Source organism: Chondromyces apiculatus DSM 436 (genome assembly GCF_000601485.1).
In the GTDB taxonomy this organism is placed as follows: domain Bacteria; phylum Myxococcota_A; class Polyangia; order Polyangiales; family Polyangiaceae; genus Chondromyces; species Chondromyces apiculatus.
The window spans coordinates 41131-66921 of record NZ_ASRX01000082.1 but is presented as its reverse complement, the minus strand read 5'-3'; the positions used below and the strand labels follow the sequence as shown (position 1 = coordinate 66921).

The window sequence follows — 25791 nt, the reverse complement described above, 5'->3', positions numbered from 1 at the left end:
ATGTCGGGCTCCTCGACGGCGCGGGGGGCGCGAGGCGGCGCGGGTGGCGCGGGCGGCAGCGGCGCCGAAGGCGGCTCGGGTGGCGCTGGTGCGCAGGGTGGTGCCGGCGGCAGCGGCAACGCGGGTGGCGCGGGTGGCGCGGGCGGCGCCGACGCCGTGTGCGGCAACGGCATCGTCGAGGCCGGGGAGGCCTGCGATGGCGACTGTCCGGCGACCTGCGCGGACGACGGCGACGCCTGCACGGCATCCGTCCTCTCCGGCACCCCCGAGACCTGCGACGTCACCTGCGTGGACACCCCCATCACCGCCTGCGTGACTGGCGACGGCTGCTGCCCCACCGGCTGCACCGCTCCCGGAGACCTCGACTGCGTCGCCTGCGACCTCACCGTACCCGACGACCACCCCACCATCGGCGCCGCCATCCTGGCCGCCACCGCGCCCGCCGTGGTCTGCGTGCGCCCAGGCCAGTACGTGGAGAGCCTCACCCTCCGCCCGCACGTCTCCCTGCAAGGATACGGACCGACCACGGAGATCGTCGGCGAGATCTCGGCGATCGACCTCCCCGACCCCGACCCCACCCCCACCACCCTGCGCGACCTCCGCGTCGTGGGCGACCACGGCGGCATCGTCTCCTCCTGCCCCCTCAACGACACCCTCTGCTCGTCGACGCTGAGCTTCCCCGGCGAGACGCTCTCGCTGACCATGGAGCGGGTGAGCCTCGTCGCCTCCGACGTGGCCACCAGCACCATCTACTGCGGCCGCTTCGCGCTCTACCAGGGCTCCTACACCATCACCTTCCGTGACTCGTCCTGCATCACCGCCGACCGCGGCTTCCGGGTGCAGAGCAGCGTGGCCAGCGCGCCCGTCACCCACGAGCTGATCGTGGAGCGGAGCACGTTCATGCCCGCTGCGAGCAACGGCGGCTGGGTCTACGACGCGGTCGAGTTCCTCCCGGGCCAGAGCGGCTCCGGCACCTGCGGAGCCACGACCTCCCCTGCGGGCACCCGGTTCAAGGCGACCATCATCAACAACGAGTTCCACCAGACCTACTACGACGCCATCTACGCCACGAGGTGTGTCAGCCTCACCGCCGCCGACCGCGCGCAGTCGGGCATCGACATCCGCAACAACACCTTCGTCACCCGCGAGGGCGCCACCGGGGACATGGCGTACTCCATCTGGATCAACGGCGTCGGCAACTACGACCCCCCCGTCACCGTCGCCAACAACCTCTACTGGCGCACCAACGCCAACCCGGTCCGCGGCCTCACCCCCAACGTCTCCGCCGGCAACCTCCTCCCCGCCGCGAACCCCTTCCTCGACCTCGCCGCGGGCGACCTCCACCTCGCCCCTGGCAGCGCCGCCATCGACACTGCCGACCCCACCCACGCCCCGCCCGTCGACAAGGCCGGCCTCCCCCGCCCCGTGGACGGCGACCAGAACGGCACCAGCCTCCCCGACGTCGGCGCGCACGAATACACCCCCTGACGCGCCCACACCGACTTCGGCTAGCGTCCAGCCGCGATGGCTGACCTCACCCTGTACATCGGCAACAAGAACTACTCCTCCTGGTCCATGCGCCCCTGGATCGCCCTGACCCAGGCCGGCATCGTCTTCGACGAAGTGCTCATCCCCCTGGGCAACCCGGGCGAGCACCGCGCGAAGCTCATCGAGCCCCACTCCCCCTCCGGCAAGGTCCCTGCGCTCCGGCACGGCGACCTCGTGGTGTGGGAGTCCCTCGCCATCTGCGAGTACGCCGCGGAGCTCTTCCCCGACGCCCACCTCTGGCCTGAGGACCGCGCCGCCCGCGCCATCGCCCGCGCCGTGAGCGCCGAGATGGCGTCGAGCTTCCAGGCCATGCGCGACGCCCTCACCATGAACATCCGCCGCCGCGTCCCCGACTACCAGGTCCCCCCCGCCGCGCTCCCCAACGTCCGCCGCGTCCAGGAGATCTGGACCACCTGCCGCGCGCGCTTCGGCCAGGGTGGCCCCTTCCTCTTCGGCCAGTTCAGCATCGCCGACGCGATGTACGCCCCCGTGGTGACGCGCTTCGAAACCTATACGGTCCCTGTCGACGGCGTCGTCCGCGCCTACATGGATGCCGTCCAGGCCCTCCCGTCGATGCAGGCCTGGACGGCGGCCGCGCGCGCCGAGTCACACGTGATCGAGACCTACGACGCCATCACCGACGCCAGGCCCTGACCGCGGCACCCCCGCTCAGGTCCTCGGCTGCGTGAAGAACGAGATCGACTCGGCGATCTTCCAGTGCCCCCCCACCTTCCGGTACTGATCGTTGTACCCCCCGTAGATGGGCGCCTCGGGCCCGTACGGTGTGGTGTTCGCCTGCGCGAAGATCAGGAACGTCCAGTTCCCTGTCGCCGTGAGCGCATTCACGTCGATGATCCCGTTGACGATGAGGTGAATGCTCCAGGCCGTCCCCAGGGGCAGGATGTTCTCGAACGCGTTGAGCAGCGCCGGCTTCCCCTCGTAACGCCCGAAGGGACCGAGATCCAGGATCCCGTCCTCCGTGAACAGCTCGCCGAGAGCGACGGCGCTCGCATTCCCGGGCGTGCGGAACACCGCATCGGCGCGCACCGCATACTTCGCCTTGAGCTGACGGATCTCCTCCGCATCATCCAGCCGATTGAAAAGGGTCATGGCAGCACATCCTAGCAGCCAGGACGTGCCGCCGGTCCTCGTGCTGGATCCGCGGATCTTCCCCGTGACAGCACAACCGCAGGCCGCGACGGCAGCCTCGCCGGCTCACCGCCTGCGGCCTGCGGCGCCGCGTCAGTTGGGGATGCAGTTCGTCGTGAAGTACGGCCCTCGCCCCACGGCCAGGTTGATGGGCACCAGCCCGATGGCGAGGGGCAGCGAGCCGCTGCAGGCCTCGGGGAACTCACCGAGGTAGAGCTCCTGCTCGGCGAGATCCCCCGGCTCGATCACCTCCATTGGCGTGATCATGCTGTTGTCCACCGCGTCCACCACGTCCTGAATGCAGCTCTCGATGGTGTCCACCATCTCCGGCACCGTGTCGGCATCCTCGATGCCGCACGCCGTGAAGATGTTGTCGAGCACGGTCTGCCAGCCCTCCCCGACCACGATGATCAGGTTGAACTCGGGCTCGCTGTTGAACCCGTGCCCGTACGCGTACGAATCGTATCCGGGCAGCGCGAACCCGATGCTCGCGCTCGCCTGGAGGATCTCGATCTCCGGCCCTTCCGGGTTCGGCGGGAAGAAATAATCGAGAAGCTCCAGGGCGATGAGGTTGTTGATGCTCATGTCCAGCTCCGCGATGTAGTCGCCGTACCACTCGTTCACGAGGTGGATCTGGAGGTAGCTGTCCCCGAACATCCCGAGCGCCAGGCTCAGGAACCCGAAGTTCGGCCGGTGCACGCGGAAGGCCTCCCCAGTTCCTGGCGCCGACGCGCTCTGGCCGAACAGCTCCGGCGCCTCCGCCTTCACCAGCGCGCTCGCGAACGTCCCCAGCTCGAACGCCGCGGGAGCCAGCATGTCGCGCAGGAGCACGGCCACCTGCACGCTGGTGGTGATGGTCCCGTGCGCCGACAGCGCGCTCTGCCGCAGGTCGGCCGTCGCCGCCCCCACCTCGGCCGAGAGCGCCGCGAGCGCCGCCTGATCTGCATCGGAGAGGTTCGCGGGATCGAACCCGGCGACCGTCGCCCGCAGCGCCCCCAGCGCGGACGACAGCGTCGTGAGCCGCGACGCCAGCTCGGCGTCCCCCGGCGTGGCCGTGATGCCATTCGCCGTCAGCGTCCCCGCATCCGGATAGCCACCCGGAATGCGCCGCAGCATGTCGTCGAGCCCCGTGTAGGTCGATGCCGCCAGCGTGGGCAGCGCCGCATCGAGCGCAGCCACCGCATCGACGAGCGCCTGATCCTCCCCCTCGTTCGCCGCGAGGATCCCGAGCAGCCCCGCTTGCACCCCGGAGAGCCCCTGCCCCAGCCTCGCCGCCGCCGGATCGATCGCCTCGTTGAGCACCGCGATCTCCTGCGACGCCGTGAGCACCTCCCCGTTCACCTCCGCCTGGCACCCGACCGTCCAGATCCCCGCGTTCGCGAACGTGTACGTGCCTCCATCGTTCGTCGCCCCTGCGTCGGGCGACACCGTGATCGCAGTGCCGATCTCGTCGTGCACCTTCTCCCCGTCCTCCAGCACGCGGCACGACACCGTGAGCGCTCCCCCGTCGTCCGCTTCGAGCACCGCGCGGCTCGACGGAACCAGCGCGAGCGAGAACCCCGCCAGCGAGGTCCCACCTCCTTGCCCGCCGCCCCCCTGTCCCGCGCCCCCTTGCCCTGCCCCACCGCCTCCCGCCTCACCCGAGCTACCGGCGCCATTCCCGCCGGTCCCTTCGGTCTCCGAGGACCCCTCCTCCGAGCAGGCCGCAACCCCGAGCGACGTGGCCAGGCCAAGCCCCAGAATCCGTGCACACAGTGAAGTGAACGAAGAGCGCATCCAAAGCTCCTTGGAGGTCGCCAGCGCGCGGGACCCCGCGCAGAATCATGCCTGTTCCGACAGCTCTGACAACCCCGTTCCCCCCCGGCATCCCCGTGATCGGACCATGCCCTCAGCCGCGGGAACAAAGCCCTCCGTTGTACGATTTCACCGCGACGCTCCCATGCGCTACGCCCTCCTGTTCCTGCTCCTGAGCGCCACGCTCATCGTGCTCGCCATCGTCGCTGGAGGCGCGGCCCTCTGGCTCCTCTGGCCTGCCGCGAGCTTCCTCCTCGTCGGAACCGCGTACCTCACCGCCCGCCCTTCCCTGCTCGGCAAGCGCACCGATGGCACCCTCGCCCTCTCGACTCTCCTCCCGCTCGCGCCTTACCTCCTGCTCACGTGGGGCCTCTGGCACCTGGTCCGCCTCTGCGACGGCAACCCTCCCGCGCACGAGGTCGCCCCTGGCATCTGGGTGGGCCGCCGCCCCTTCTTCCACGAGATCCCCGCGGGAGTGCGCCTCATCGTCGATCTCACCGCCGAGTTCTCGGCCACGGCTTCCATCCGTCGCGCCGCGGCTCACCCCACCTCGGCGCTCCATCCCCTCGACGCACCTCGCCTGACCTACCAGTGCGTCCCGGTCCTCGACGGCGCCGCCCCCTCCCCCGAGGCGCTCCTCGCCTTGCTCCAGCGGCTACATGATCAGGAGGGGATCTACCTGCACTGCGCCTCGGGCAGCGGCCGCTCCGCGATGGTCGCCGCGGGCCTCCTGCTCTCGCGCGGCGGCGCCGCGGACATCGACGATGCGGAAGCGCAGCTCCGTGCCCGCCGCCGCATCGTCCGGCTCAACGCCGCCCAGCGCACTGCCCTGCGCCGCGCCCTCGGGAGCGACGCGCATTGCGACTGAAGGTGGGACAGTGACCTGCGGGGTTCAGGACGAACCCCTCACATCGCCCTGGTTCCCTGGCGCCACGCCCCCGCTGACCGCGGGGGTAGCGACCATCGGGAGCGTAGGGACTGCAGGGCCCTGATGCGCCGTACGCAGTACCTAGTTCTTGCGGCGGGGGGCGCAGAGCTTTCCGTCGTTGTACAGGTCGAGCTTTGCCGTGAGCACGGCTCCGATCAGCCATGACAGGCTCTGACGCTTCACGTTGCTGCCCACCGGGTGCAGCTTCAGCCAGGCATCGGCGGCCACGATCGTCCCCTCGATGCAGCCCGAGGGGTTGCCTGCGCCCACGTTCAGCTTCGCGGCGAGCAGCTCCTTGGCCAGCTCGTAGGTCATGTCATTCGTCGTCGGGTGCTTCAGCATCGTGATGAGCTGCTGGATCGTGTAGCTCACCTGCCCCAGCACCCGCTGGCAGACCGGCCACGACGACGGGTGGTTCTTCCAGTAATCGTGGTTGCAGGTCCCCTGAGGAGCCGCGGGGCAGGCACCGCAATCGGAGCTGCAGCTCGAGCAGTCCTCACCGCTGTTGCAGACCCCGTTGCCGCACACCGGCGCGCACGTCCCGCAGTCCTTGCTGCACGTCGAGCAGCTCTCTCCCAGCTCGCAGGCCCCGTTCCCGCACACGGCCGGGCACAGACCGCAATCGCTCGGACAGTTCGAGCAGCTCTCCGTCGCCTCGCACTGATCGTTCCCGCACACCGCAGGGCAGGCCCCGCAATCGGCGGCGCACCCGTTGCAGTCCTCGCCGGCCTCGCACGACCCGTTTCCGCACACCGGCGGGCAGCTCCCGCAATCGGCGCTGCACGACGAGCAGCTCTCGCCGGCCTCGCACGACCCGTTCCCGCAGACCACCGGGCAGCTCCCGCAATCGTCGGCGCAGGTCGCGCAGTTCTCTCCCGACTCGCACGAACCGTTCCCGCACACCGGCGGGCAGCTCCCGCAATCGGCGCTGCAGCTCGAACAGTCCTCACCCAGCTCGCAGCTCTCGTTGCCGCACACGGCTGGCGGAGGACCGCAATCGATGGCGCAGCTCAGATGATCCTCGCCCGCCTGACACTCCCCGTTGCCGCAGGACGTCTGGTAGCCGAAGTCCGCGTCCAGGAAGTCCACCCCCGTCCCCAGGACCACCGTGGCTGCGTTGTCGAAGCCCCCATCGAGATCTGCGGTCGGTTCCATCCCGACCAGCAGCCCTTCCTCCTCGAAGCTCGCCTGGGAGACCTTCACCGTGTAGGTCGCCGGCATCAGGCTGTCGAACAGGTAGAACCCGGGATCGCCGGTGTAAGGGCTGTTGCCCGTCACCGTGAAGTCGACGAGGTTCCCGTTCCGGTACAGCTCCACGAGCACCCCGTTCAGGCCCAGCTCCCCGGCCTCGGGCTCGTAGGCCCCGTCGCCGTCGCTGTCGCGCCACACCATGTCGCCAATCGACGAGATGGTCACGTACCCGAAGTCTGCGTCGAGCAGCTCCTCCCCGGCCGCCACCTCCACTGCGAGCGGCTGATCGATGCTCGTCAGCACGTGCCCTGAAGGCAGCGTGCTGTCGTCGACGCTCACCACGTAACACCCGGCGTTGAGCCCATTGAAGCGGTAGTTCCCGCTCCCGTCGGTGATCGTCGTCGCCACCGGGGAGCCTGCCGCCTGCCCCACGCAGCTCGCGTCCTTGAACAGGTCGAGCGTCACCCCCGAGATGCCGAGCTCCCCCTCATCCTGGAAGCCATCGGCGTTCCCGTCGAACCACACCGTGGTCCCGATGGAGGCCTTCGGCTCGCTGTAGCAGACCTCCAGGTAGGGCCTGTAGGAGAGGTTCGTGTGGTCGCTGGTCTTGTAGGACGTCGAGCTGCTCGTCCCTTCCTCCAGCAGGATGCCATTCGCCGCGGCGTCCCCGTTCACCCACGACTGCACCACCGGGGTCAGGTCGATGTTGACCCACTTGCTCCACCCCCCGGAGATGAACGAGCCTGCCACCGTGGGGTCGATGGCGCCCAGGTTTGCCCAGGTGACCTCCAGCTCCTGCCAGGGCGCGAGCACCTGGTGCGCCCGCACCGGCTGCGCGTAGTTGCTGGAGATCATCGCGTAGAACTTCGCGGAGGAGACCACCGAGCGCGCAGGGATCGGGCTGACGTCGAAGCCAAAGAGGGCGCGCTTCTCGCCGCCACCGCTGCCGGTCCCCGTGAAGGACTCGACGTAGGTGCCCTCGTTATGGCCGGGAGACACGTCCCAGATGAAGGTATCGTACACGTTCCCGCGCACGCCGCGCTTGATGGTGACGCAGCCGCTGCTCGGCGTGGATGGCGTACTCGGCGTGGACGCCTGCGCCGCCGTCGCCATGGCGACGCTGGAGGCGAGCAAGGAGGCAATCGTGGCGCTCTTCGCAATGCGGTGATGGTGTCTCATGACGGGTCTGCTCCGGTTGGTAAATGCGTACTGGCCCGTCACCCGGAACAGAGGAATGCCGCCGCCTGCGCGGGTGCAGGTGCAGGATGTCTCGGCGTGCCTCCTCTGCGGCGCCACCTCCCGGTGGTCGCCTTCGGAGACATCGAGATCGCATTCGGGTGCGGAGAGCTCGTTGTCAGCTACCGAAACTACAGCGCGCGAATGCGCCACGTCCAGCACTGCGTGAAACTCTTTCATTTTGCACTTCAATGAAATCGGTCAGGATAACCCGCCGCAGCGATGCGCGTCCAGCGCGCGCAATTCGCGATCCGAGCGCGCGCAAAATCGAATTCAGCAAAACCGTTCAGGATGCCCCGACCTCTCCCCCGCTGTCCATGACCGAGAGCGCCCCCCGTGCAAGTAAGGGCGTGATGGTGCGACAGGATGGGCAACGCACCAGGCGTCCACAGGACACGCCGCGTCATCGCGACAATCGTGAATTTCAGCGAGATCTCCCATCGGGCGATAAAAGCTGACTTCCACCAAAACGCGCGCCCGCTGCGGCGACCATTTCCGGGGTGCCAACGCACAGCACGATGGGCTCTCCATGAACGCCGGATCTGAAATCATGACGCGGAAGAGGCGAGAGGGCTCACCAGTACTCCAGTGACGGGCACCGGAAGCGCTCCCTCACCTTCCTGGCGGACATGCCGCTCGCCACCTCTCGTGAGCACGAGCCTGGACGCACCTGACCCTGCGGCCTCCAGAAACGCGACAGGACGCGTGGGTGGGAGCAGGATCCTCGCTTCGTCCACGCCACCCGCCGACGCGCCCGATGAGCTGCCCGCGACACCGCTCAGGGTGACGCCGCGGGGCCACCTCCCCGGCCGACCTCCAGGGAACGCCCCCCGCTCCCTCCTCTCACCGCTCCTGCTGCCGCATCCTCAGGCACCGCTTCAACCCTGCCTGCAGATCGCGCAGCGTCGGCACGTCGGGGAGCGTATCCCCGAGTGCCACCAGGCTCTGCGCCACCGCGGGGCGCACGCCGGTCAGGATGCCCTCCGCCCCGAGGAGCTGGATGGCCTGGAGCAGCTTCAGCAGGTGGTGCACCGTGGTGGTGTCGAGCACCTCCACGCCGGTGACATCGACGATCGCGTGGCGCGCCCCGGTGCGGGCCACCTCCTCCAGGAGCGCGTCCATGAGCCGCGCCGCGCGCCCCTCGTCCATGTACCCCACGAGCGGCAGCGCCAGCACCCCCTCCCACACCTGCAAGATCGGCGTCGACAGCGCGCGGATGGTCTCCTTGTGCCGGGTGAGCATCTCGATGTGCTGGCGCAGCTCCACCTCCAGGCGCGCCTGCTCGGTGACGTCGAACGAGACGGCGAGCATCCCGATCACGTTGCCCGCCTCGTCCTTCCGAGGCGTCAGGTGGTTCTGCCAGCTCCCTTCGCCGACGTCGGCCCGGAAGGACAGGGAGGCGCCGTCGAGCGTCTCGCGCACCGCCTTGCAGACCGCCGGGTACGCACTGAAGTACTCGAAGAGGTTGGCGCCGACGATCTCGCCCTCCTGCAGCTTCAGCCGGCGGAGCGCGCTCCCCATGGACAGCGTGAACGTCCCCTCGCGATCGAGCTCCCACAGGACCAGCGGGCTCTCCGTGAGCAACGCCTGGAGCAGCCGCTTCTGCTCTTCGAGCGTCCCTCGCTGCGCCTCGACCTCCGTGATCTCCTGCGCGAAGCAGGCGACCGTCATCGGATCGTTCCGCTCATCGCGCAGGAGCAAGATCTGCCACGCGCAGGTGATCTCGCGCCCATCCTTGGTCCGGTTCGGGGTGACGAGCCGGGCGACCTGCCCCGCGAGCAGCGTCGCGCTGATGTTCGCCGCCTTCAGCGCGGCCTCCCCCACCACCCCCACGAGTTCGTGCAGGTGGCGGCCCAGCGCCTCCTCCGCCGTGTAGCCGAACACCGCCTCCGCCGCGGGGTTCCACGAGACCACCCCGGACGGCCCGGACAGCTCCATGATGGCGAGATCCGTCTGGCGCACCAGGGCGCGGAGCCGCTCCACGGCGCGCAGCTCGAGCTGCTCCGCGTCGAGGTGACGGGCGACCATGTGGAGCAGCCCTTCGTCATCGATCGTCCAGGAGAGCTCGAAGCGCTGGTTGCCTCCTCCTGGCCTGCGGAGATGCCCCACCCAGGAGCGCCCCTTCGGGTCCTGCAGGTGGGCGCGCAGCACCTCGGCCTGCAGCTCGGTGGAGACGCGCCCGAGGAGACCCTCCCCTGGCGAGATCCCCACCTTCTCCGTCCAGGCGCGGTTGCCGAGGACGACATGCCCCTCCCGATCGAGGATGCAGAGCATCTCGGACGAAGCGTCGAAGAAACGGCCGGCCAGCGCGGCGCGGCGTGCGTCTGCATCCATGGTGAACCTTCGCCATCAGCATAGGGCGAGGCGGCGAACCTGGCGGCTCTGTGTTGGCAAACAGGTGTCAGAAGCTCGCGAACCGCGCGAAACGTGTGTCCTGCGGCGCAGAAGCGCGCATGGAGAGCAGGGTGAGAAGGCACGTACGCAGCCTCGGGGGACGCCTGACGACGCGCGACGTGACGTCAGGATCCGGGCGACGCGACGCGAAGCGCGACGTGACGCGAAGGTCGCGCGAAACGCGAGCGCACCTCGACCGTACGCAGGGAGCAGCCGACGGGCCCACGGCCCTGGCTGCGCGGATCATCCCCGAGCTGTCCTGCCCCCTGGCGGGCCACGGGGAGACGAGACGCACGGAAGCCCGGGCGACGATGACGCAGGAGGAGACGATGAGCGGAACGATGACGCGGTTGAGGTCCGTGCTGGCCACGGGCGTGGTCGCCCTGGCGCTGCCCTGCATGGCGGGGTGTGAAGGAGAGAAGGAACCGCTCGCGCCTGCGGCCACCAGCCTGGAGACTGCCAAGCCCGCCGCCCCGAGCGCCTCCCGGCTCACCGTGGACACCCCCCAGAGCAAGGTCGACTTCCTGATGGACGCCCCCAAGGAAAAGATCCGCGGCCGCGTCACCGGCGCCACCTCCGGCGAGATCTCGGTGGACCTCACCGACCTCACCCGCACCACGGGCCTCATCACCGTGGACATCGGCAAGATCGAGCTGTTCCAGACCGTCGCCAAGGACGACGGCACCTTCGGCGAGGAGTCGAAGAGCGACAAGCAGAACGAGCACGCCCGCACCTGGCTGGAGATCTCCCCCGACACCCCTGCCGAGGCGCGCGCGAAGAACGAGAAAGCGCAGTTCGCCATCCGCAAGGTCGAGGTCGAGGGCGACCCCAACCTGCTCGCGCGCAGCGGCGCCGAGCGCACCGTGACCCTCAAGGCCACGGGCGAGTTCCTCCTCCACCAGCGCAAGTCCGAGAAGACCACCGAGCTCTCGGTGACCTTCCGCTTCCCGGACGGCTCCGGAGACCGGCCTGTCAGCGCCGTCATCAAGACGGTGAAGCCCTTCGCCATCGGCCTCGCCGAGCACGACGTCCAGCCCCGCGAAGCCTTCGGCAAGCTCGCCCAGAAGACGCTCGACGTCCTCGCCCCCAAGGTCAACAAGGAGGCCCTCGTCTCCCTCGACCTGACCGCCACCCTCGCCCCCGGCGCCTCCGGATCTCCCGCCGCTCCTTGACCGTGCCCGCCGCTGGCGCCATATCCTGGCCTCGGACACCAAGGTGGCCCTGCCAGGGGCCCCGGACGAGACGCGCCGTACCCGGTCAGGACAAGACGACGCACGAGGTGCCGTCATGTCCTGGTTCTTGCTCGTCATCGCCGGTCTCCTGGAGACCTGCTGGGCCGTTGGCATGAAGTACACGGAGGGCTTCACCAAGCCCCTCCCGACCGTGCTCACCGTGCTCGCCATCATCGTCAGCATGGCGCTCCTCGGCGTCGCCGTCCGCGAGCTGCCCATGGGCACCGCCTATGCCGTGTGGGTGGCCATCGGCATCGTCGGCACCACCCTCGCGGGCGCCCTGCTCCTCGGCGAGAGCCTCTCCCTCGCGCGGATGCTCTTCCTCGCCCTCCTGCTCGTCTCGGTGGTGGGCCTCAAGCTCACCACCCCGGCCCCCTGACGCACGCCGCCCATCACCGGCGCGCCCGGGGCTGACGCAGGCCTCGCGCCCTGCTGCCCCCGCGCGCCGAGCGCCGAGCGCCAGGCCCTACTCCGGGCAGCCGATCGGCGCGTCGTCGAGCACCACATCATCGATCCACGCCTCGCGCGCGTCGTCCTGCTGGTAGCTCTCCCAGCCGAGGAACATCTGCTCGAACGTCGGCGCGAGCCACTGGTCATCGAGCGCGTGCCCGCCGCAGCCCTGCCCTTCGTCCTTCACGTACATCTCCGGCAGCTCCTCCCCATCCAGCCAGAAGCGCATCTCGTTCTGGGGCCCATCGAAGCGCCATTCCATGCACGCCCACCGCCCCGTCGGCATCAGATCTTGCGCGTTGTTCCAGCCATCCGTGGCCGCGCCGGAGGTCTCGTAGTTGGCCATCATCTTCCCCTGGTGCATCCCCCCGTACCGGTAATGCGCGGTCACCCCGTCGTGACCTTCCAGCGGCCCCGAGCCCTGGATCATGGTCCAGTGAACGCCGTCGTTCGCCGCCTGCTCCATGTGGATCATCATCCGCCCGTAGATGACGTTCCCCGCCGCCGCTCCCCCCTGTCCCGCCCCCTCCCGTCCCGCTCCCGCCCGCACCGCTTCCCCCGCTCCCGCCCGACCCACCCGCGCCCTCGCTGCTCCCGGCGCCCCCACCCGCATCGCCCCCCTCATCACCCCCGCAGTGGACAGCGAACATGGAACAGACCGCGAGAATCAGCGTGGAAGCGACGAACGTGGCGCGCATCTCCCGATCGTACGCAGCCCACCCACCGACCGAAACCACCGCCAGCCACCGGAGATTTTTGCCGTCGAGGAACTCCACCGCCTCCAGCACCGCGCCTCACCACCGCAGAGCCCCACCCGACAGCGGAACATTCCATGTTCCCCTCCGGACCACCGCACCTCCACGGCGCTGCCGAGAGCCTTTCGTCGCGCAATGGATCCTGGGTAAGATCCCCGCCATGGAGCGACCCACCCTGCGCGTAGGCTATGGCTTCCCAACCAGCGAGCCTCACCTGAACGGAGCCGTTCGCGTCCTGCAGACCGAACTCACCCGCCGCGGCTACCGGATCGGTGGCGCCGACGGCAAGTTCGGCAACGTCACCGAGTCCGCCGTGAAGCACTTCCAGCGTCACCTCGGCGTCTCCGACACCGGCGTCGTCACCGCGACCGAGTGGGCAGCCCTCCTCGACGGCCCCGTGACCAATGTGGGCTCGAGCTTCGTCCCCCCCGGCTCGTCCCGCGACGAGCCCCCTCTCATCGACGACGTCCCCGACAACCCCCCCTGGCTCCGCGTCGCCAAGGCCGAGCGCGACGTGAAGACCGTGGCGGGCGACGGCTCGCACCCCCGCATCGTCGAGTACCACGCCACCACCTCCCTCGGCCGAGCCGGCGACGAATACGCCTGGTGCTCGTCCTTCATCAACTGGGTCCTCAAACAGGTGGGCATCACCGGCACCAACAACGCCGGCGCCGCGAGCTGGGTCAACTGGGGCACCGCGACCCAGCCCCGCGTCGGCGCCATCGTCGTCATCTTCAACCAGGCGATGAAGAACTCGAGCGAGACCGCCTCCGGCAATCACTGCTCGTTCCTCATCGAGGAGACCTCCAGCCACTACATCATGCTCGGTGGCAACCAGAGCAAGTCCGTGAAGGTGAAGCAGTACTCCAAGGAGAGCTGGGAGCTGAAAGGCCGTCGCTGGCCCACGGGTTACTGACCCCTTCACTCCAAAGCCGCTCCCCCTCACGGCTACCGCCCCTCTCTCCCCACCCCACCGTCGCCGCCCCCCTCTCCCCACCCCACCGTCGCCGCCCCCTGCGCCAACGCAGGCGCTGCGAGCGCGGTGCTCTCGGCGCCGAAGCGAAGGAGGGCGGTGGTGGCGCAGCGCAGGGGCCGAGAGCACCGCGCTCGCAGCGCCGGTCAGTCAGCAACGCAGGGGCCGAGAGCACCGCGCACGCAGGCGCCGGTCAGTCAGCAACGCAGGCGCCGGTCACCCCACCACCAGCCCGCCGCCGCCCCTCTACGCGTCGCCCCCTGCCCCCTCCGAACCGCCCTCTCCCCCAGCCGCCCCCTCACCCTCACCCTCGCCCTCGCCGCCTTCCTCCTCGGGCTTCTTCTTCTTCTGCTGCTCCGGGAACTCGGGCTTGCTCCCCGCCCCCTTCCCGGGCTCCCCGCGCTCGTTGATCCACACCATCGTCCCGCTGATGGTCACCCCGCCCCCATCGATCCGGATGAACCCCCCGGGCCCTCGCAGCGTCGCGTCCGCCGCCTCCCCGACCCAGTCTTTCCCGGTCAGGTGGTGAATGTCGCTCCCCACGCTCAGCGCGTCGCGCCCCTCCACCTTCTCCTGCCGCGTCTTCTTCACCACGAACGACTGCACCCCATCGATGCGCTCGTTCCGGTTCCCCTTCACCACCAGGTGCACATCCCGGTGCACCCGCTCGTGCTTGTCCTTCTTCGTGACGATGTCCTTGTCCTTCCCGACAAGGCTCCGACGATTGTTCGTCGTGTTCTCTTTCTCGTCGTTCTTCACCAGCTTCTGCCGGTCGTGCACGATCGTCGAGAACTCATCGTTGTTCACGATCCGGTCGCGGTTCTTCTGCGCCTGCTGCCAGACCAGCTCCTGACCCTTCAGGTCCTCGAACATGATCTCGTTGAACCCGTTCGACCCCAGCGACGAATCGCTCTTCCACGTGCTCCGCGTCTTGTGCTGCGGCAGCTTGTAGGGCACCTGCTGGGCCGCGTTGTAGACCCGACCCACCACCATCGGCTGGTCCGGATCTCCCTGCAGGAACGCCACCAGCACCTCTTGCCCGATGCGCGGCAGCGTCACCGTCCCGAACCCCATCCCGCCCCAGGACTGGCTCACCCGCACCCAGCACGAGCTGTTGTCGTCCTGCGACCCCTCGCGATCCCAGGGGAACTGCACCCGCACCCGCCCGAACTCGTCGGTGTGGATCTCTTCTCCACCGGGCCCTACCACCGTCGCGCTCTGCAGACCGTGGATGATCGGCTTCCTCGTCCGGCGCTGCGGCCGGTAGGGCGCGTCGGCGAACAGCGCCCGCGAGTTCATGCTGAACTTCCCGGTGTCCGTCCCCTCGATCGTGCACCCCACCACGAGCAGCCCTCGCCCCTCCGGGATCTCCGGGTGCGGGTGCTGCGCGATCGAGATCACCGCCCCGGGTGCCACGTCGTACGTGTTCCCCCGGAACGCCACCTCGCGGATTCCTACCCGCTCGCCTTCCAGATCGCGCGTCCCGAGCTCCGTCCCGTACTTCGGATCGTGTCGCGCCATCCCCTTGTCGTCGGCGATGGGCGTCTTCTCGTCTCGCCCCGTCTCCGCGAAGAACGACCCTGCATCGTAGTAGTACTGCTCGTAGCGCCCCTCGGGCCCAGACACTGCGGGCACATCGCTCGCGAGCTGGAAGTCCGGGTGCCGCATGTCGTAGTCGACCACCTGGTGCGCCCCTGGCTTCACCTCGCGGCTCATCCGGATCTCCGACACGAACTCCTGCTCGGCGGCCTCGTTCGGATCGTCCACGAACGGGATCGGCTTCCCTGCGCGCGGCTGGTTCCCTTGCAGCCTGTCGCCGAAGATCAGCGCCGACCCCTCCTCTGCGAACGTGAACGCGATCCCCGCCTCCTCCAGGAGCCGGCTCATGAAATCGTAGTCGGTCTCCCGGTACTGCACCTTGTAGTTCAGCTTCGGGTACTTCCCCCGATCGACCCGCCACTGCGGCCCGATGCCCCACTCCCCGAGCAGGCTGCTCACGATGTCGGGGATGGACAGGTGCTGGTAGATCCGGTTCCCGGACCGCTGCGTCAGCAGCCAGAGCTGCGGCACGATCCGCAGGTAGTAGATCGACAGCCCCGACTCGTCCTCGTCGTCCTGCAGCGCCGTGGACTGCTCGATGAACGACACGATCCCGCTCCACGACCGCGCGCCTCCGCCGGCCACGTTCGCGTAGCCTGCCACGAACGTGAAGGTCGCCGGCTGACCGACGATCCCGGCGAGGTCGAGGCTGTGATCGCGGGTGCGGATCCACAGCGACACCTCGAAGGGCGCAGAGACGGTCTCCTGCACGGCGAAGTTGCGCACCGTGATGTCGCGCGGCCCTGAGGCGAGGGTGAGCTCGAGAGTGGACACGGCTTATCCTTCCGTCCTTCTGCAGTGGATCGTTCTTGCCACCAAACCGCGTGGGGCCCGCGCCACGCTACGCATCGCCTGCGCCTTGCACGAGCGGCAGCGCCACCACCGCGCCCTCCTTGCTCTCCACGAAGAGGCCCGTCAGGTCCTCCGAGAGCGCCGTGAGCTGCGCCGTGTCGCACGTCCCCCAGAACACCCGGAGCACCCCCGGATCGTAGAACCGGAAGTAGACCCGCTCCCCCGACTCTTCCAGGTCGACCATCAGGAACCTGCGCCAGTGCCGCCGCACCTCGACGAACTTCTCGTCGCTCGTGCACCAGATCCCCCAGCGCTTCCCCCACCCCTCCATCGCCAGCCGCTCCAGGAGCCCCGAGTCGGGCAGCATCGGCCCCACCAGATACGGCGCGATGTCCTCGATCACCTCTCCCTGCAGCCCGTCGTAGAGCGACTGCTGCCGCTCCAGGTGCTCCCGCAGCACGGCCAGGATCCGGTTGTCCCGTGCCCCGTCCACCACCGCGTAGAGCGGCGCCTCCTCGGCCTTCTGCCGCAGGAACTTCAGCGCCTCGTGCGCCGCGTCGAGCCGCGCCCTCTCCCCCGCCGCCTCGGCTGCGTCGAGCTCCTTCTTCTTCGGCGGCGTCCGGCCCTCCACGTAGACCATGAAGTCGGTCTCGCCCGCGTGGATCCAGCCCCCGTGCGGCACCTGGGCCTCGCGCACCGCCTCACCGCCGACCTTGGTCCCCGAGAGGCTCTCCAGGTCCCGCAGCGCGCACACCCCCTCGCTCCACGACAGCTCGAAGTGCGACCCCGACAGCTCCGTGTCGTGCGGCACCACCAGATCCGAGAGATCGGTCCGACCGACCACGAGCGACCCGCCGGGGGGGATGGCCGCCTTCGTGCCGGCCAGCTTCCCCCAGCGCACCTCCACGATCAGCCGCGGCTCGGTCACGCCCCGCTCCCCGCGCTCTGCTGCTTCTCTCGCTCCGCGGCCTTCCGCGCGCAGTCCTCGCAGAACGGCTTGTCGGTCTTCAGCGAGGTCGGGTTCGAGCCGATGATCACCGTCGGGCAGCCCGAGCCGATGACGCCCCCGTGCGAGGTGGGGTCGCCTTTTCGCGCCGCGTCCTGGTTGCCGATGATCACCGTCGACTCGCCCTTGGTGATGGACGCCCCGCAGGCCTGGGCATCGCTCACCCGGGCCTGAGGCTGGAAGCCGACGATCACCGTCCCCTCGCCCGCCGCGTCCACGTTCGGAGGGCACTTCGCGCACAAATGCTTGTCCGTGATTCTCGCTGCAGGAGGCATCGCTACGGCTCCTCTCCCATTCGTCTCACACGCCGCCCGGGCTCACTCCTCGTCCGGGCTCACGCGCCGTCCGCACCCACACGCCGTCCGCATCCACCGCGGGCTCACTGGCCGATCAGCGTCTTGCTCACGTCGTCGACCTCGGCCTCGATCGCCTTCTCGGGCTCCTCGGGGCTCGATCCGGCGCCGCTGCCTGCCGACCCGCCGCTGTTGATCCGCACCACCTTGCCGCGGATCACGATCCCGCTGTCGTCGATCCGGATGAACCCCCCGGGGGCCTTCAGGGTGATGTCGGTCGCCTCGATCACGATCGCCCCGCCGGCCTTGAGGTGGATCTGGTCCTCCACGGCGAGCGCGTGCTTCTCGCCCACGTACTCCTGCCGGTTGCCCTTCACCGTCAGGGACTGGTTCCCCTCGATGCGCTGGTTGCGCTTGCCGTACACGTAGAGGTGGCTGCTCCCCTCCACCCGCTCGCGCTTGTCCTGCTGGACCACGATGTCTTGGTCCTTGCCGACGTACACCTTGAGGAAGCCGATCGTCTTCTCGTACTCGTCGTTCTGGACCATCTTCTGCCGGTCGTGGCCGATGGCGATGGTCTCGTCGTTCTTCACGAGGCGGCGGCGGTTCTTCTCGGCCTGCTCCCAGACCAGCTCCTCGCCCTGCTTGTCCTCGAACATGATCTCGTTGAAGCCGTTCGATCCCGGCGACGAGTCGCTCTTCCACGACGAGCGCGTCTTGTTCTCGGGCAGGCTGTAGGGCACCACCTGCTTCGCGTTGTACACGCGCCCCACGATGATCGGCTGATCGGGGTTGCCGTCGAGGAAGCCCACCAGCACCTCCTGCCCGATGCGCGGCAGCACGATCATCCCGTAGCCCGTGCCCGCCCAGCCCTGGCTCACCCGGATCCAGCAGGAGCTGTTGTCGTCGTTCTGCCCCTCGCGATCCCAGGGGAACTGCACCCGCACCCGCCCGAACTCGTCGGTGTGGATCTCCTCCCCGCCCGGCCCCACCACCGTCGCCGTCTGCACGCCTTCCACCCGCGGCTTCGGCGTCTTCTGCGCGGGCCGGTACGGCGCGTCGGCGAACACCGCCTGCGCCGCCATCGTCCACTCCCCCTCGGGCGTCCCTTCCACCGCGAACTGCGTCACCAGAAGCCGCGCGCTCGACGCCAGCTCTGCGTGCGGGTGATCCGCCAGGCTGATCACGTGGCCCGGCCACATGTCGATGATGTTGGTGTTGAACGGCACCGTGCGCCGATCGCTCCGGGTGCCCCCGAGGAGCCGCCCGGCCCGGCCCTTGCCGAACCCTTGCTCGTACCGCGCCGCGCCCTTGTCGTCGGCCGTCGGCGTCCCGCCACCGCCGCCGCCCTCGACGAGGAACGCGCCGGGCTCGTAGTGGTACTGCTCGTAGTTCGCCTCCGACCCGCCGGCCTTCGGCGCGTCCCCGAACAGCGAGAACGCCGGGTTCCGGAAGTCGTAGTCGCGGATGGTGTGGGCCCCGGGCCGCACCGCGTGCCCGAGCCGCACGTTGGTCACGTGCTCCACCTCGGTCTGCTTCAGCGCGTTGTCGATGAACGGCAGCGGCCCGCCTGCCCGCGGCTCCGCGGACTGCAGCTCGTCGCCCAGCACGATCCCGTTGCCGCCCGCGTCCTGGTCCGGGAACGTGTACGAGATCCCTGCCTCCTCCAGCATCCGGCTCAGGAAGGCGAAGTCGCTCTCACCGTACTGCACCCGGTACTCGAGCTTCGGGTAGCGCCCGCGCTCGGCCTTCCAGGTCGGCGACACCTGCCACTCGCCGAGCAGCTTGTCCACGATGTCCGGCACGCTGAGGTGCTGGAAGATGCGGTAGTTCCGCCGCTGGGTCAGCAGCCACAGCCTCGGCACGATGTTGATGTGGTAGGTCGAGAGCTGGTCGCCGCTCCCCGTCGGCTGCACCGCCTGCACCTGCTGGATCGTGCGCACCACGCCGTTCCAGAAGCGCCCGCCCCCGAGCTTGGCGTGCACGTAGCCGCTCTCCACCTTGAGGCTCGCCTGCTGCCCCACGATCCCTTCGAGATCGATGCTCGGGCTCTCGGACCGCGCCCACACCGACACCGTGAAGAGGTTCGAGATGCCCTCCTCCACGGAGAATCGCCGCACCGACAGTGAAGTCTCGCCGTTCGCGAAGCTGAGCGTCAGAGTCGCCATCGCACGCTGCCTCCTCAGGCGCCCCCTCGCGCTCACCGCGCAATACGTAGGGACGCGGGCCCAATCGTGGAGCGACTGTACGATGGTCTCCTCCTCCGTACAAGAGACGGAGAGCGCGCGTTCCTTATGCCGCAACGCGCCGCAACGCGCCGCAACACGCCGCAACGCAGAGGATCGGATGTTCCCGTGCGCCCTCGCCGCGCCCTCGCCGCGCCCTCGCCGCGCCCTCGCGATCGCCGCATGTCGCCATCACCGCGGCCCAGGCGTCACCACCCGCGCACCATCACGGTAGCCGACCAGTGACAGCGGCATGCACGGGGCCGACACGCGCACGCGCGTACCGTGCCACGTCACCAGTCCATCAACCCTGTCTGCACCGCGAAGACCATCGCCAGGATGCACGCCACCCCCACCCCGAGCGCCACCGCCGCCAGGCGCAGCCTGGATCCCGCCAGCGGCAGCCGCACCACCCCCACGACGCCCGCCACGAGCCCCACGATCATCCCGAGCGGCGTGCCGAACACGATCCCCCCGAGCCCGGAGAAGCCGTGCCCCGACGTCAGCGCCTTGTCGACCGGCACCCCGATCACCAGCCCCAGCACGCCCCCCCCGAACACGCTCGCCGCCACGAGGAGCAACCCGCTCGCCACCCCGCTCACGCCGGGGCGCGGCCCTTCCATCTCCCGCAGCGCCTCGCGCTCCTCGCGCTCCTCGTGCGCCTCCCGGTTCACGTCCCTCCCACCACGCCGTAGGGCCCCCCGCGCTCCAGCGCCTTCTTGTACGCGGGCCTCGCCTGGATGCGCTCCAGGAACGCCTTCAACCTGGGCCGGTCGGGGTAGCCCACCCGGGCCCCCGCGGCCTCGACCGGGAAGCTCATCTGCACATCGGCCGCCGTCAGCTCCTCGCCCGCGAACCACGTCGACTTGCCAAGCTCGCTCTCCCAGTAGCCCACGTGCAGCGCGATCTGGGGATCGATGAAGGTCGACTGCGCCTTGCCCGCGATCATCTTCACCACCGGCTTCAAGAGCGCCGGCGCGCGCTTCGGGAGCTGCGAGAACACCAGCTTGAGCAGGAGCGGCGTCATCGCCGATCCCTCCGCGTAGTGCAGCCAGTACGTGAACCTGAGCCGCTCCGGCGAGCCCTCCGGCGGGACGAGCCGCCCCTTGCCGTACGTCGCGAGGATGTACTCGATGATCGCCCCCGTCTCCGCGATGGTCTTGCCATCGTCGGTGATCACCGGCGACTTCCCCAGCGGGTGCACCGCCTTCAGCTCGGGCGGCGCCAGCATGGTCTTCGGGTTGCGCTCGTAGCGCTTCACCTCGTAGGGGACCTCCAGCTCTTCGAGCAACCAGAGCACGCGCTGTGAGCGAGAGTTGTTCAGGTGATGGACGGTGAGCATGCCCGCCACCAGGCCACCGCCGCAGGCTGGCGGCAAGCGGACAGCGCCCGATCCGCCGGGCACGGCACCCCGCCCGGTTTTCGGCGCAGCGCGCAGCGCGCGTGTCGGCCGGATCTGGCGCCTCCCATGCGTAGGGCGCTTGGGGCGCTTGGGGCGCTTGGGGCGCTTGGGGCGCTTGGGGCGCTTGGGGCGCGTCGGGAACGCCGTGCTACGCTCCTTGGATGCTGGTACGCCGCCTCGCCGAAACGCTGGTCCTCGGAGCCCTCCTCGACGAGCTGCGCCGCGCCGTGGGCGAGTTCGACCTGCTCGACCACTGGCAGCAGGGCGAGTTCCATCACGACGTCATTCTCCGGGTGAAGCCCGGTGCCGTGCTGCCCGGCGCCTACCTCGTGGTCGCCACGAACTGCAACGGGGGCGTGAAGGAGGTGCTCTGCTTCGCCGACCTGCCCGCCCGCGGCGCGCTCTGGAAGTACCGCTGCCCCGACAACCCCGAGTTCCAGGGCGACCTCGCGCCGGTGCTGGCGAGGGCCGTGACCACCCACTGGTTCGACCCCTGCGAGCTGCTCCGCGACGACGCCCGCAGCGAGCTGCGCGAGGAGTTCCGGGAGCGCCAGAGCGGGGGCGGCTGGGTCGCCAGGGGCTGCAGCGCCAAGAGCACCTCCTGACGCCACGCGCGTCCCCCACGCGAAGCCTGCCCCCACCCGAAGCCTGCCCCCACGCGAAGCCTGCCCCCACGCGAAGCCCGCCCCCACGGGGCTGCGCTCACACCGTCACGACGACCTTGCCTCGGGCGTGCCCGCCTTCGATGTGGCGCAGGGCCTTCACGGTCCCGGCGAGGGGGTACGTCTGGTCGATGACCGGGCGGAGCTTCCCGGATGCCACGAGATCTTTCAGGACGACCAGGTCCTCGTGGTTCGGCGTCGACAGGTAGCGGCGCAGGTTCTGGCGCACGAAGGGGGACACCAGGAGCGGCTTCACGAGCCGGATCAGCATGTCCATACCCTGCGCTCCGGTGCCGCTGTTGAGGAGGAGCGTCCCGCCGGGGGTGAGGAGGCGCCGGCACTCCGACAGGGAGCGGTTCTCCACGCTGTCGAGGACGAGATCGTAGCGCTCCGCGCGCTGCGTGAAATCCTCGCGCGTGTAGTCGACCACGTGGTCTGCGCCGAGTGAACGGACCAGGGCCACGTTCGCGGTGCTGCAGACGCCCGTCACCTCGGCGCCGAGCGCCTTGGCGATCTGCACGGCGAAGGTCCCCACGCCGCCCGACGCGCCGTTGATCAGCACCTTCTGTCCCGCCCGGAGCTTCCCCGCATCGCGGAGGCCGTGGAGGGCGGCGAGGGCGGACGTCGGCAGGGCCGCCGCTTCCTCCAGGGTGAGGCTCTCAGGCTTCAGCGCGAGCTGGTTCTCTCCGGCGCGCGCGTACTCGGCGCAGGAGCCCTCGCACACGCCGAACACCTCGTCACCCGGCTGGAACCGCTTCACGTTCCTGCCGACCGCGTGGACCCGACCCGCCAGGTCGAACCCCGGCACCCCGTACCGGGGCCTGAGCAGGCCGCTCACCAGCCGCATGGCGAAGGGCTCGCCGCGCACCCCGAAGCAGTCGCCCACGTGGAGCCCTGCCGCCTGAACGCGCACCATCACCGCGTCGTCGCCGAGGGCTGGCAGGTCGATCTCCCGCAGTTCGAGGAACTCCAGGGCCCCGTAGGCGTCGTGGACCATCGCCCTCATCTTCCGCGGGGCGTCGGCGGGAGACGGGGAGGCGGCCGGTGGGTCCGGGGATGTCGCCGGGCTTTGCCGAGCTGATTCGTCCATGGGCGCCCTCTGCGATCTCCGGAGCCTGAAGGAGGCTCGCGATCCAGGATGACACACTTCGGGCTCGCTGCGCGTGGAGGACCTCGAAAGGCTCCTCCACGCGTGCTGAACCAGCAGGCGAGGCCCTCGTGTCTCCACGGAGATCCATGCAGTCACGGCGCGTCGCGCGGATCGACCAGCTCGCTCCGGAGATCACGCGCCACGTAGCCCACCCGCCCATCGGGGCGGAGCAGGATCGACGACCACCCCTGCAGGCCCTCGCCGCCACCGTCGACCGTGGCGGTGACCACCGACGTCCAGCGCGCCCAGGGCTCGGGGAGCGCTGGCGCGTGCGTCCCGGGGCGGCGCAGGAGCACCCACCTGCCCTCGCGGAAGAGCGTGAAGGGTGACACCTCCGCGCCGTCCTCGAGCCGCAGCCCGCAGCGCGGCAAGCGTCGCCCGGTGAGGCCTGGGGCGACCTCCATCCCGGGCGGCGCCGGGAGCACCGGATCCGGGTAGACCACGTCGCAGCCGGAGATCTGTGCGGCGAGCATCCGGTTCGCCTCCGGGGTGGTGAGGAGCCGCGACAGCGTGGCGCGCAGCGCGAGCCCTGCGGGATCGAAGGCGAGCAGCAGCGCCGTCTGGCTCAGCGTGTCCTGCAGCAGCCGGGCCCCCACCGGGTGACGCTCCTCCTGGTAGGTGTCGAGCAGCGACGCCGGCGCGAGCCCGCGCAGCACCCCCGCGAGCTTCCAGCCGAGGTTCATCGCGTCCTGCAGGCCCACGTTCAGCCCCTGCCCCCCTGCTGGCAGGTGCACGTGCGCCGCGTCCCCCGCCAGGAACACCCATCCCTCGCGGTACGTGGCCGCTTGCCGCGTCTCGTTGCCGAAGCGCGAGAGCCAGAAGGGCCTGGTCATCCCGAAGTCGGTCCCCACGATCTTGCGGGTCGCCCGGGACAGCTCCTCCAGGGTCACCGGCTCGGACAGCGGCACGTCGAGCCGCTCGGGGTCCACCACCACCAGCCGGTGGTGCACCCCGTCTCCGAGCGGCACGAGCAGCAGGTTTCCCCCTGTGTTCAGCGCGGAGAGCGGCGCCGACGGCGGAGGCTCGGTGAGCACCACGTCGCCGAGCATCAGGCTCGCCGTCGCCTCCGTGCCCGGGAACGGGATCCCGGCGAGCTTGCGCACCGCGCTCCGCGCCCCGTCCGCGCCCACCAGCGCGCGCGCCTTCACCGCGAACGTGTCCCCGCCGCACGTCCCCTCCACCTCCACCGCCCCGTCTCCCTCGCCCACCCCGGTGACCAGGTGCCCCCGGTGAAGGTCCACGCCCAGCTCCAGCGCGCGCGCCTCCAGGAGCGCCTCCGTCAGCGCCTGGGGAATGAACAGGGTGAACCTGAACGATGAATCGAGCGCCGAGAGATCCAGCCGGGTGTCCAGCGCGGCGTAGTGCGCCACCGGAATGGGGTGCCCCCGCTCCCGGAACCTCTCCACGAGCCCCCGCAGCGCCAGGATCTCCAGCGACCGTGGGTGCAGCGTCAGCGCCCGCGATTGCTCGACCCGCGCCACCCTCCGCTCGAAGACAGCGACCTTCATCCCGGAGAGCGCGAGCTCGCAGGCCACCATCAGGCCCACGGGCCCGCCGCCCGCCACCGCCACGTCCGCCTCGTACCGTCTCATGCGGCCACCTCCTCCAACCTAACACCGTTAGTTTTACCTAACGGTGTTAGGGTGTCAACCGACAGGAGGGAGCCCAGCTTGCGCATCCAGAAAGACCAGGTCGTGCAGGCTGCGCTTTCCTTGCTGGACGAGGCGGGCATCGAGGGCGTGACGATGCGCAAGCTCGCGCAGAAGCTGAACATCCAGGCGCCGTCGCTCTACTGGCACTTCGCGAGCAAGACGGCGCTGCTCGATGGAATGGCGGACGCGCTGATCACCCCCGTGGCCCGCGCCGTGAAGTCACGGGCGCGCTGGGAGAACGTGGTGACGGCGGTCGCCTCCGAGCTGCGCGGAGCCCTGCTCTCCCGCCGCGACGGCGCGCGGGTCTTCGCGGGCACCTACATCGTCACCGAGAACGTGCTGCGCGTGAGCGAGGCCATGATGGGTGCCTTGCGCAAAGCAGGTGCAGGCGAGCGCACTGCCGCCTGGGGCTGCTTCAGCATTCTCCATTACGTGATCGGCTTCACCATGGAGGAACAGGCGCTCGACCCGCGCTCGAACCCCGAGCCCGTCGACCTGTCCAAGCGCCGGGCGCACTTCTCGACCTTCTCTCCTGCCGCCTACCCGAACGTCTACGCTGTCCTCGACGACATCTTCGAAGAGGACCTCGACGCCCGCTTCCTGTTCGGGCTCAACGCGCTCCTCGCCGGCCTGAAGGCCAGCCTCTGACCCGGCGCTCCCGGCGATTTATCCAGCAAGCTCGACGATTTAAGTGATCTCCTCGAAGAGGTCACCCCCATCTCCTCGAAGAGGTCACCCCCATCTCCTCGAAGAGGTCACCCCTTCACCTCCAGGAGATCACTCTCTCCTCCTGGAGGATATCGATCCATACCCTCCAGGACATCAACCCACCTCCTCGAAGACGTCGCTGACCTCCTCGAAGACGTCGCTGTTCTCCTCCAAGACGTCGCCGACCTCCTCCAAGACGTCGCCGTTCTCCTCGAAGACGTCGCCGTTCTCCTCGAAGACGTCGCTGACCTCCTCGAAGACGTCGCTGTTCTCCTCCAAGACGTCGCCGTTCTCCTCCAAGACGTCAGCGACCTCCTCGAAGTCGTCGCTGTTCTCCTCCAAGACGTCGCTGTTCTCCTCCAAGACGTCGCCGACCTCCTCCAAGACGTCGCCGACCTCCTCCAAGACGTCGCCGTTCTCCTCCAAGACGTCAGCGTCCTCCTCCAGGAGGTGGCCGTCGTTCCTCCGGGATGTGGCGGTTTCTCATCGCGCGGCTGAGCGTCAGGTTCCTGTGAATCGCCCCACCGTCACAGCCTCCAGCGCACCACACCACAGGACTCATTTCACCACTGCGGAATCGAAGCCGCAGCCGATCGCGGAGCAGCCCCTGCGTCGTGTGCATGCTTGTTCCACTGCGGGCGGGTGCGCCGAC

General features: G+C 69.4%; 22 protein-coding genes and 1 riboswitch. Of the genes, 8 read left to right on the top strand and 14 right to left on the bottom strand.

Annotated features, from left to right (window positions below; all coding sequences use genetic code 11):
- Both CAP_RS52910 and CAP_RS36430 read left to right on the top strand, forming a co-directional pair.
- Positions 1 to 1488: choice-of-anchor Q domain-containing protein (locus CAP_RS52910; RefSeq protein ID WP_052376619.1), on the top strand; the 1488-nt coding region annotated here is incomplete at its 5' end.
- 36 nt (positions 1489 to 1524) lie between these two features.
- Positions 1525 to 2202 (top strand): glutathione S-transferase family protein, encoded by a 678-nt coding sequence (locus CAP_RS36430; RefSeq protein ID WP_044249476.1) that lies wholly within the window; start codon positions 1525 to 1527, stop codon positions 2200 to 2202.
- Positions 2203 to 2217: 15 nt separating this feature from the next.
- Here CAP_RS36430 and CAP_RS36425 read toward each other — a convergent pair whose 3' ends face one another.
- The gene (locus tag CAP_RS36425; protein ID WP_044249474.1) at positions 2218 to 2658 is read right to left on the bottom strand and encodes a nuclear transport factor 2 family protein; all 441 of its coding nucleotides are present in this window, start codon (positions 2656 to 2658) and stop codon (positions 2218 to 2220) included.
- 132 nt (positions 2659 to 2790) lie between these two features.
- A complete protein-coding gene (locus CAP_RS36420; protein WP_156041469.1) occupies positions 2791 to 4473 on the bottom strand; it encodes a hypothetical protein in 1683 nt (560 codons plus the stop codon).
- Positions 4474 to 4636: 163 nt separating this feature from the next.
- Here CAP_RS36420 and CAP_RS36415 point away from each other — a divergent pair, with 163 nt between their 5' ends.
- Positions 4637 to 5359, top strand: coding sequence for a protein-tyrosine phosphatase family protein (locus tag CAP_RS36415; protein ID WP_044249470.1), 723 nt, complete (start codon positions 4637 to 4639; stop codon positions 5357 to 5359).
- Positions 5360 to 5500: 141 nt separating this feature from the next.
- Here the strand turns inward: CAP_RS36415 and CAP_RS46335 are convergent, their stop codons facing one another.
- Both CAP_RS46335 and CAP_RS46330 read right to left on the bottom strand, forming a co-directional pair.
- Positions 5501 to 7789 carry an SdrD B-like domain-containing protein gene (locus tag CAP_RS46335; protein ID WP_081865631.1) on the bottom strand — a complete coding sequence of 763 codons (2289 nt, stop codon included), beginning with the start codon at positions 7787 to 7789 and terminating at the stop codon, positions 5501 to 5503.
- 900 nt (positions 7790 to 8689) lie between these two features.
- Positions 8690 to 10180: a PAS domain-containing protein gene (locus tag CAP_RS46330; RefSeq protein ID WP_052376617.1), complete on the bottom strand. Its 1491-nt coding sequence runs from the start codon at positions 10178 to 10180 to the stop codon at positions 8690 to 8692.
- Between the two features lie 389 nt (positions 10181 to 10569).
- Here CAP_RS46330 and CAP_RS36400 point away from each other — a divergent pair, with 389 nt between their 5' ends.
- Positions 10570 to 11412 (top strand): hypothetical protein, encoded by an 843-nt coding sequence (locus CAP_RS36400; RefSeq protein ID WP_231511909.1) that lies wholly within the window; start codon positions 10570 to 10572, stop codon positions 11410 to 11412.
- Positions 11413 to 11452: 40 nt separating this feature from the next.
- Positions 11453 to 11517, top strand: a riboswitch (guanidine-III (ykkC-III) riboswitch).
- Positions 11518 to 11527: 10 nt separating this feature from the next.
- Positions 11528 to 11851, top strand: coding sequence for a DMT family transporter (locus CAP_RS36395; RefSeq protein ID WP_044249469.1), 324 nt, complete (start codon positions 11528 to 11530; stop codon positions 11849 to 11851).
- Between the two features lie 87 nt (positions 11852 to 11938).
- Here the strand turns inward: CAP_RS36395 and CAP_RS36390 are convergent, their stop codons facing one another.
- Positions 11939 to 12535, bottom strand: coding sequence for a hypothetical protein (locus CAP_RS36390; protein ID WP_156041468.1), 597 nt, complete (start codon positions 12533 to 12535; stop codon positions 11939 to 11941).
- A gap of 302 nt (positions 12536 to 12837) precedes the next feature.
- Between CAP_RS36390 and CAP_RS36385 the strand changes: the two genes are divergently transcribed.
- Positions 12838 to 13593 carry an NlpC/P60 family protein gene (locus CAP_RS36385; RefSeq protein WP_052376615.1) on the top strand — a complete coding sequence of 252 codons (756 nt, stop codon included), beginning with the start codon at positions 12838 to 12840 and terminating at the stop codon, positions 13591 to 13593.
- 303 nt (positions 13594 to 13896) lie between these two features.
- Here the strand turns inward: CAP_RS36385 and CAP_RS36380 are convergent, their stop codons facing one another.
- The 6 genes from CAP_RS36380 to CAP_RS36355 all read right to left on the bottom strand — a co-directional run bounded on the left by CAP_RS36380 (position 13897) and on the right by CAP_RS36355 (position 20907).
- Positions 13897 to 16023 carry a type VI secretion system Vgr family protein gene (locus tag CAP_RS36380; RefSeq protein ID WP_052376614.1) on the bottom strand — a complete coding sequence of 709 codons (2127 nt, stop codon included), beginning with the start codon at positions 16021 to 16023 and terminating at the stop codon, positions 13897 to 13899.
- A 67-nt stretch (positions 16024 to 16090) separates the two neighbouring features.
- Complete coding sequence (locus CAP_RS36375) at positions 16091 to 16969, bottom strand: DUF4123 domain-containing protein (RefSeq protein ID WP_044249467.1); 879 nt, start codon at positions 16967 to 16969, stop codon at positions 16091 to 16093.
- On the bottom strand, positions 16966 to 17322 hold the full coding sequence (locus CAP_RS52905) for a PAAR domain-containing protein (RefSeq protein ID WP_044249465.1): 357 nt from the start codon (positions 17320 to 17322) through the stop codon (positions 16966 to 16968). The genes CAP_RS36375 and CAP_RS52905 overlap by 4 nt, the downstream gene beginning before the upstream one ends.
- 104 nt (positions 17323 to 17426) lie before the next feature.
- Positions 17427 to 19508, bottom strand: coding sequence for a type VI secretion system Vgr family protein (locus tag CAP_RS36365; RefSeq protein ID WP_044249463.1), 2082 nt, complete (start codon positions 19506 to 19508; stop codon positions 17427 to 17429).
- Between the two features lie 350 nt (positions 19509 to 19858).
- Complete coding sequence (locus CAP_RS36360; protein WP_044249462.1) at positions 19859 to 20239, bottom strand: hypothetical protein; 381 nt, start codon at positions 20237 to 20239, stop codon at positions 19859 to 19861.
- On the bottom strand, positions 20236 to 20907 hold the full coding sequence (locus CAP_RS36355) for a glutathione S-transferase family protein (protein ID WP_044249459.1): 672 nt from the start codon (positions 20905 to 20907) through the stop codon (positions 20236 to 20238). The genes CAP_RS36360 and CAP_RS36355 overlap by 4 nt, the downstream gene beginning before the upstream one ends.
- Before the next feature lie 221 nt (positions 20908 to 21128).
- Between CAP_RS36355 and CAP_RS36350 the strand changes: the two genes are divergently transcribed.
- Positions 21129 to 21572 carry a hypothetical protein gene (locus CAP_RS36350; RefSeq protein WP_044249457.1) on the top strand — a complete coding sequence of 148 codons (444 nt, stop codon included), beginning with the start codon at positions 21129 to 21131 and terminating at the stop codon, positions 21570 to 21572.
- Positions 21573 to 21669: 97 nt separating this feature from the next.
- Here CAP_RS36350 and CAP_RS36345 read toward each other — a convergent pair whose 3' ends face one another.
- Together CAP_RS36345 and CAP_RS36340 are read right to left on the bottom strand one after the other, a co-directional pair.
- Positions 21670 to 22635 carry an NAD(P)-dependent alcohol dehydrogenase gene (locus CAP_RS36345; protein ID WP_044249455.1) on the bottom strand — a complete coding sequence of 322 codons (966 nt, stop codon included), beginning with the start codon at positions 22633 to 22635 and terminating at the stop codon, positions 21670 to 21672.
- Between the two features lie 236 nt (positions 22636 to 22871).
- Positions 22872 to 24371, bottom strand: a complete 1500-nt coding sequence (locus tag CAP_RS36340; protein ID WP_044249452.1) for an FAD-dependent monooxygenase — start codon at positions 24369 to 24371, stop codon at positions 22872 to 22874.
- Between the two features lie 78 nt (positions 24372 to 24449).
- On the opposite strand from CAP_RS36340, the gene CAP_RS36335 reads away from it, so the two are divergent.
- Complete coding sequence (locus tag CAP_RS36335) at positions 24450 to 25079, top strand: TetR/AcrR family transcriptional regulator C-terminal domain-containing protein (RefSeq protein WP_044249449.1); 630 nt, start codon at positions 24450 to 24452, stop codon at positions 25077 to 25079.
- A gap of 174 nt (positions 25080 to 25253) precedes the next feature.
- Here the strand turns inward: CAP_RS36335 and CAP_RS36330 are convergent, their stop codons facing one another.
- On the bottom strand, positions 25254 to 25565 hold the full coding sequence (locus CAP_RS36330; RefSeq protein ID WP_044249445.1) for a methyl-accepting chemotaxis protein: 312 nt from the start codon (positions 25563 to 25565) through the stop codon (positions 25254 to 25256).
- Between the last annotated feature and the right edge of the window lie 226 nt (positions 25566 to 25791).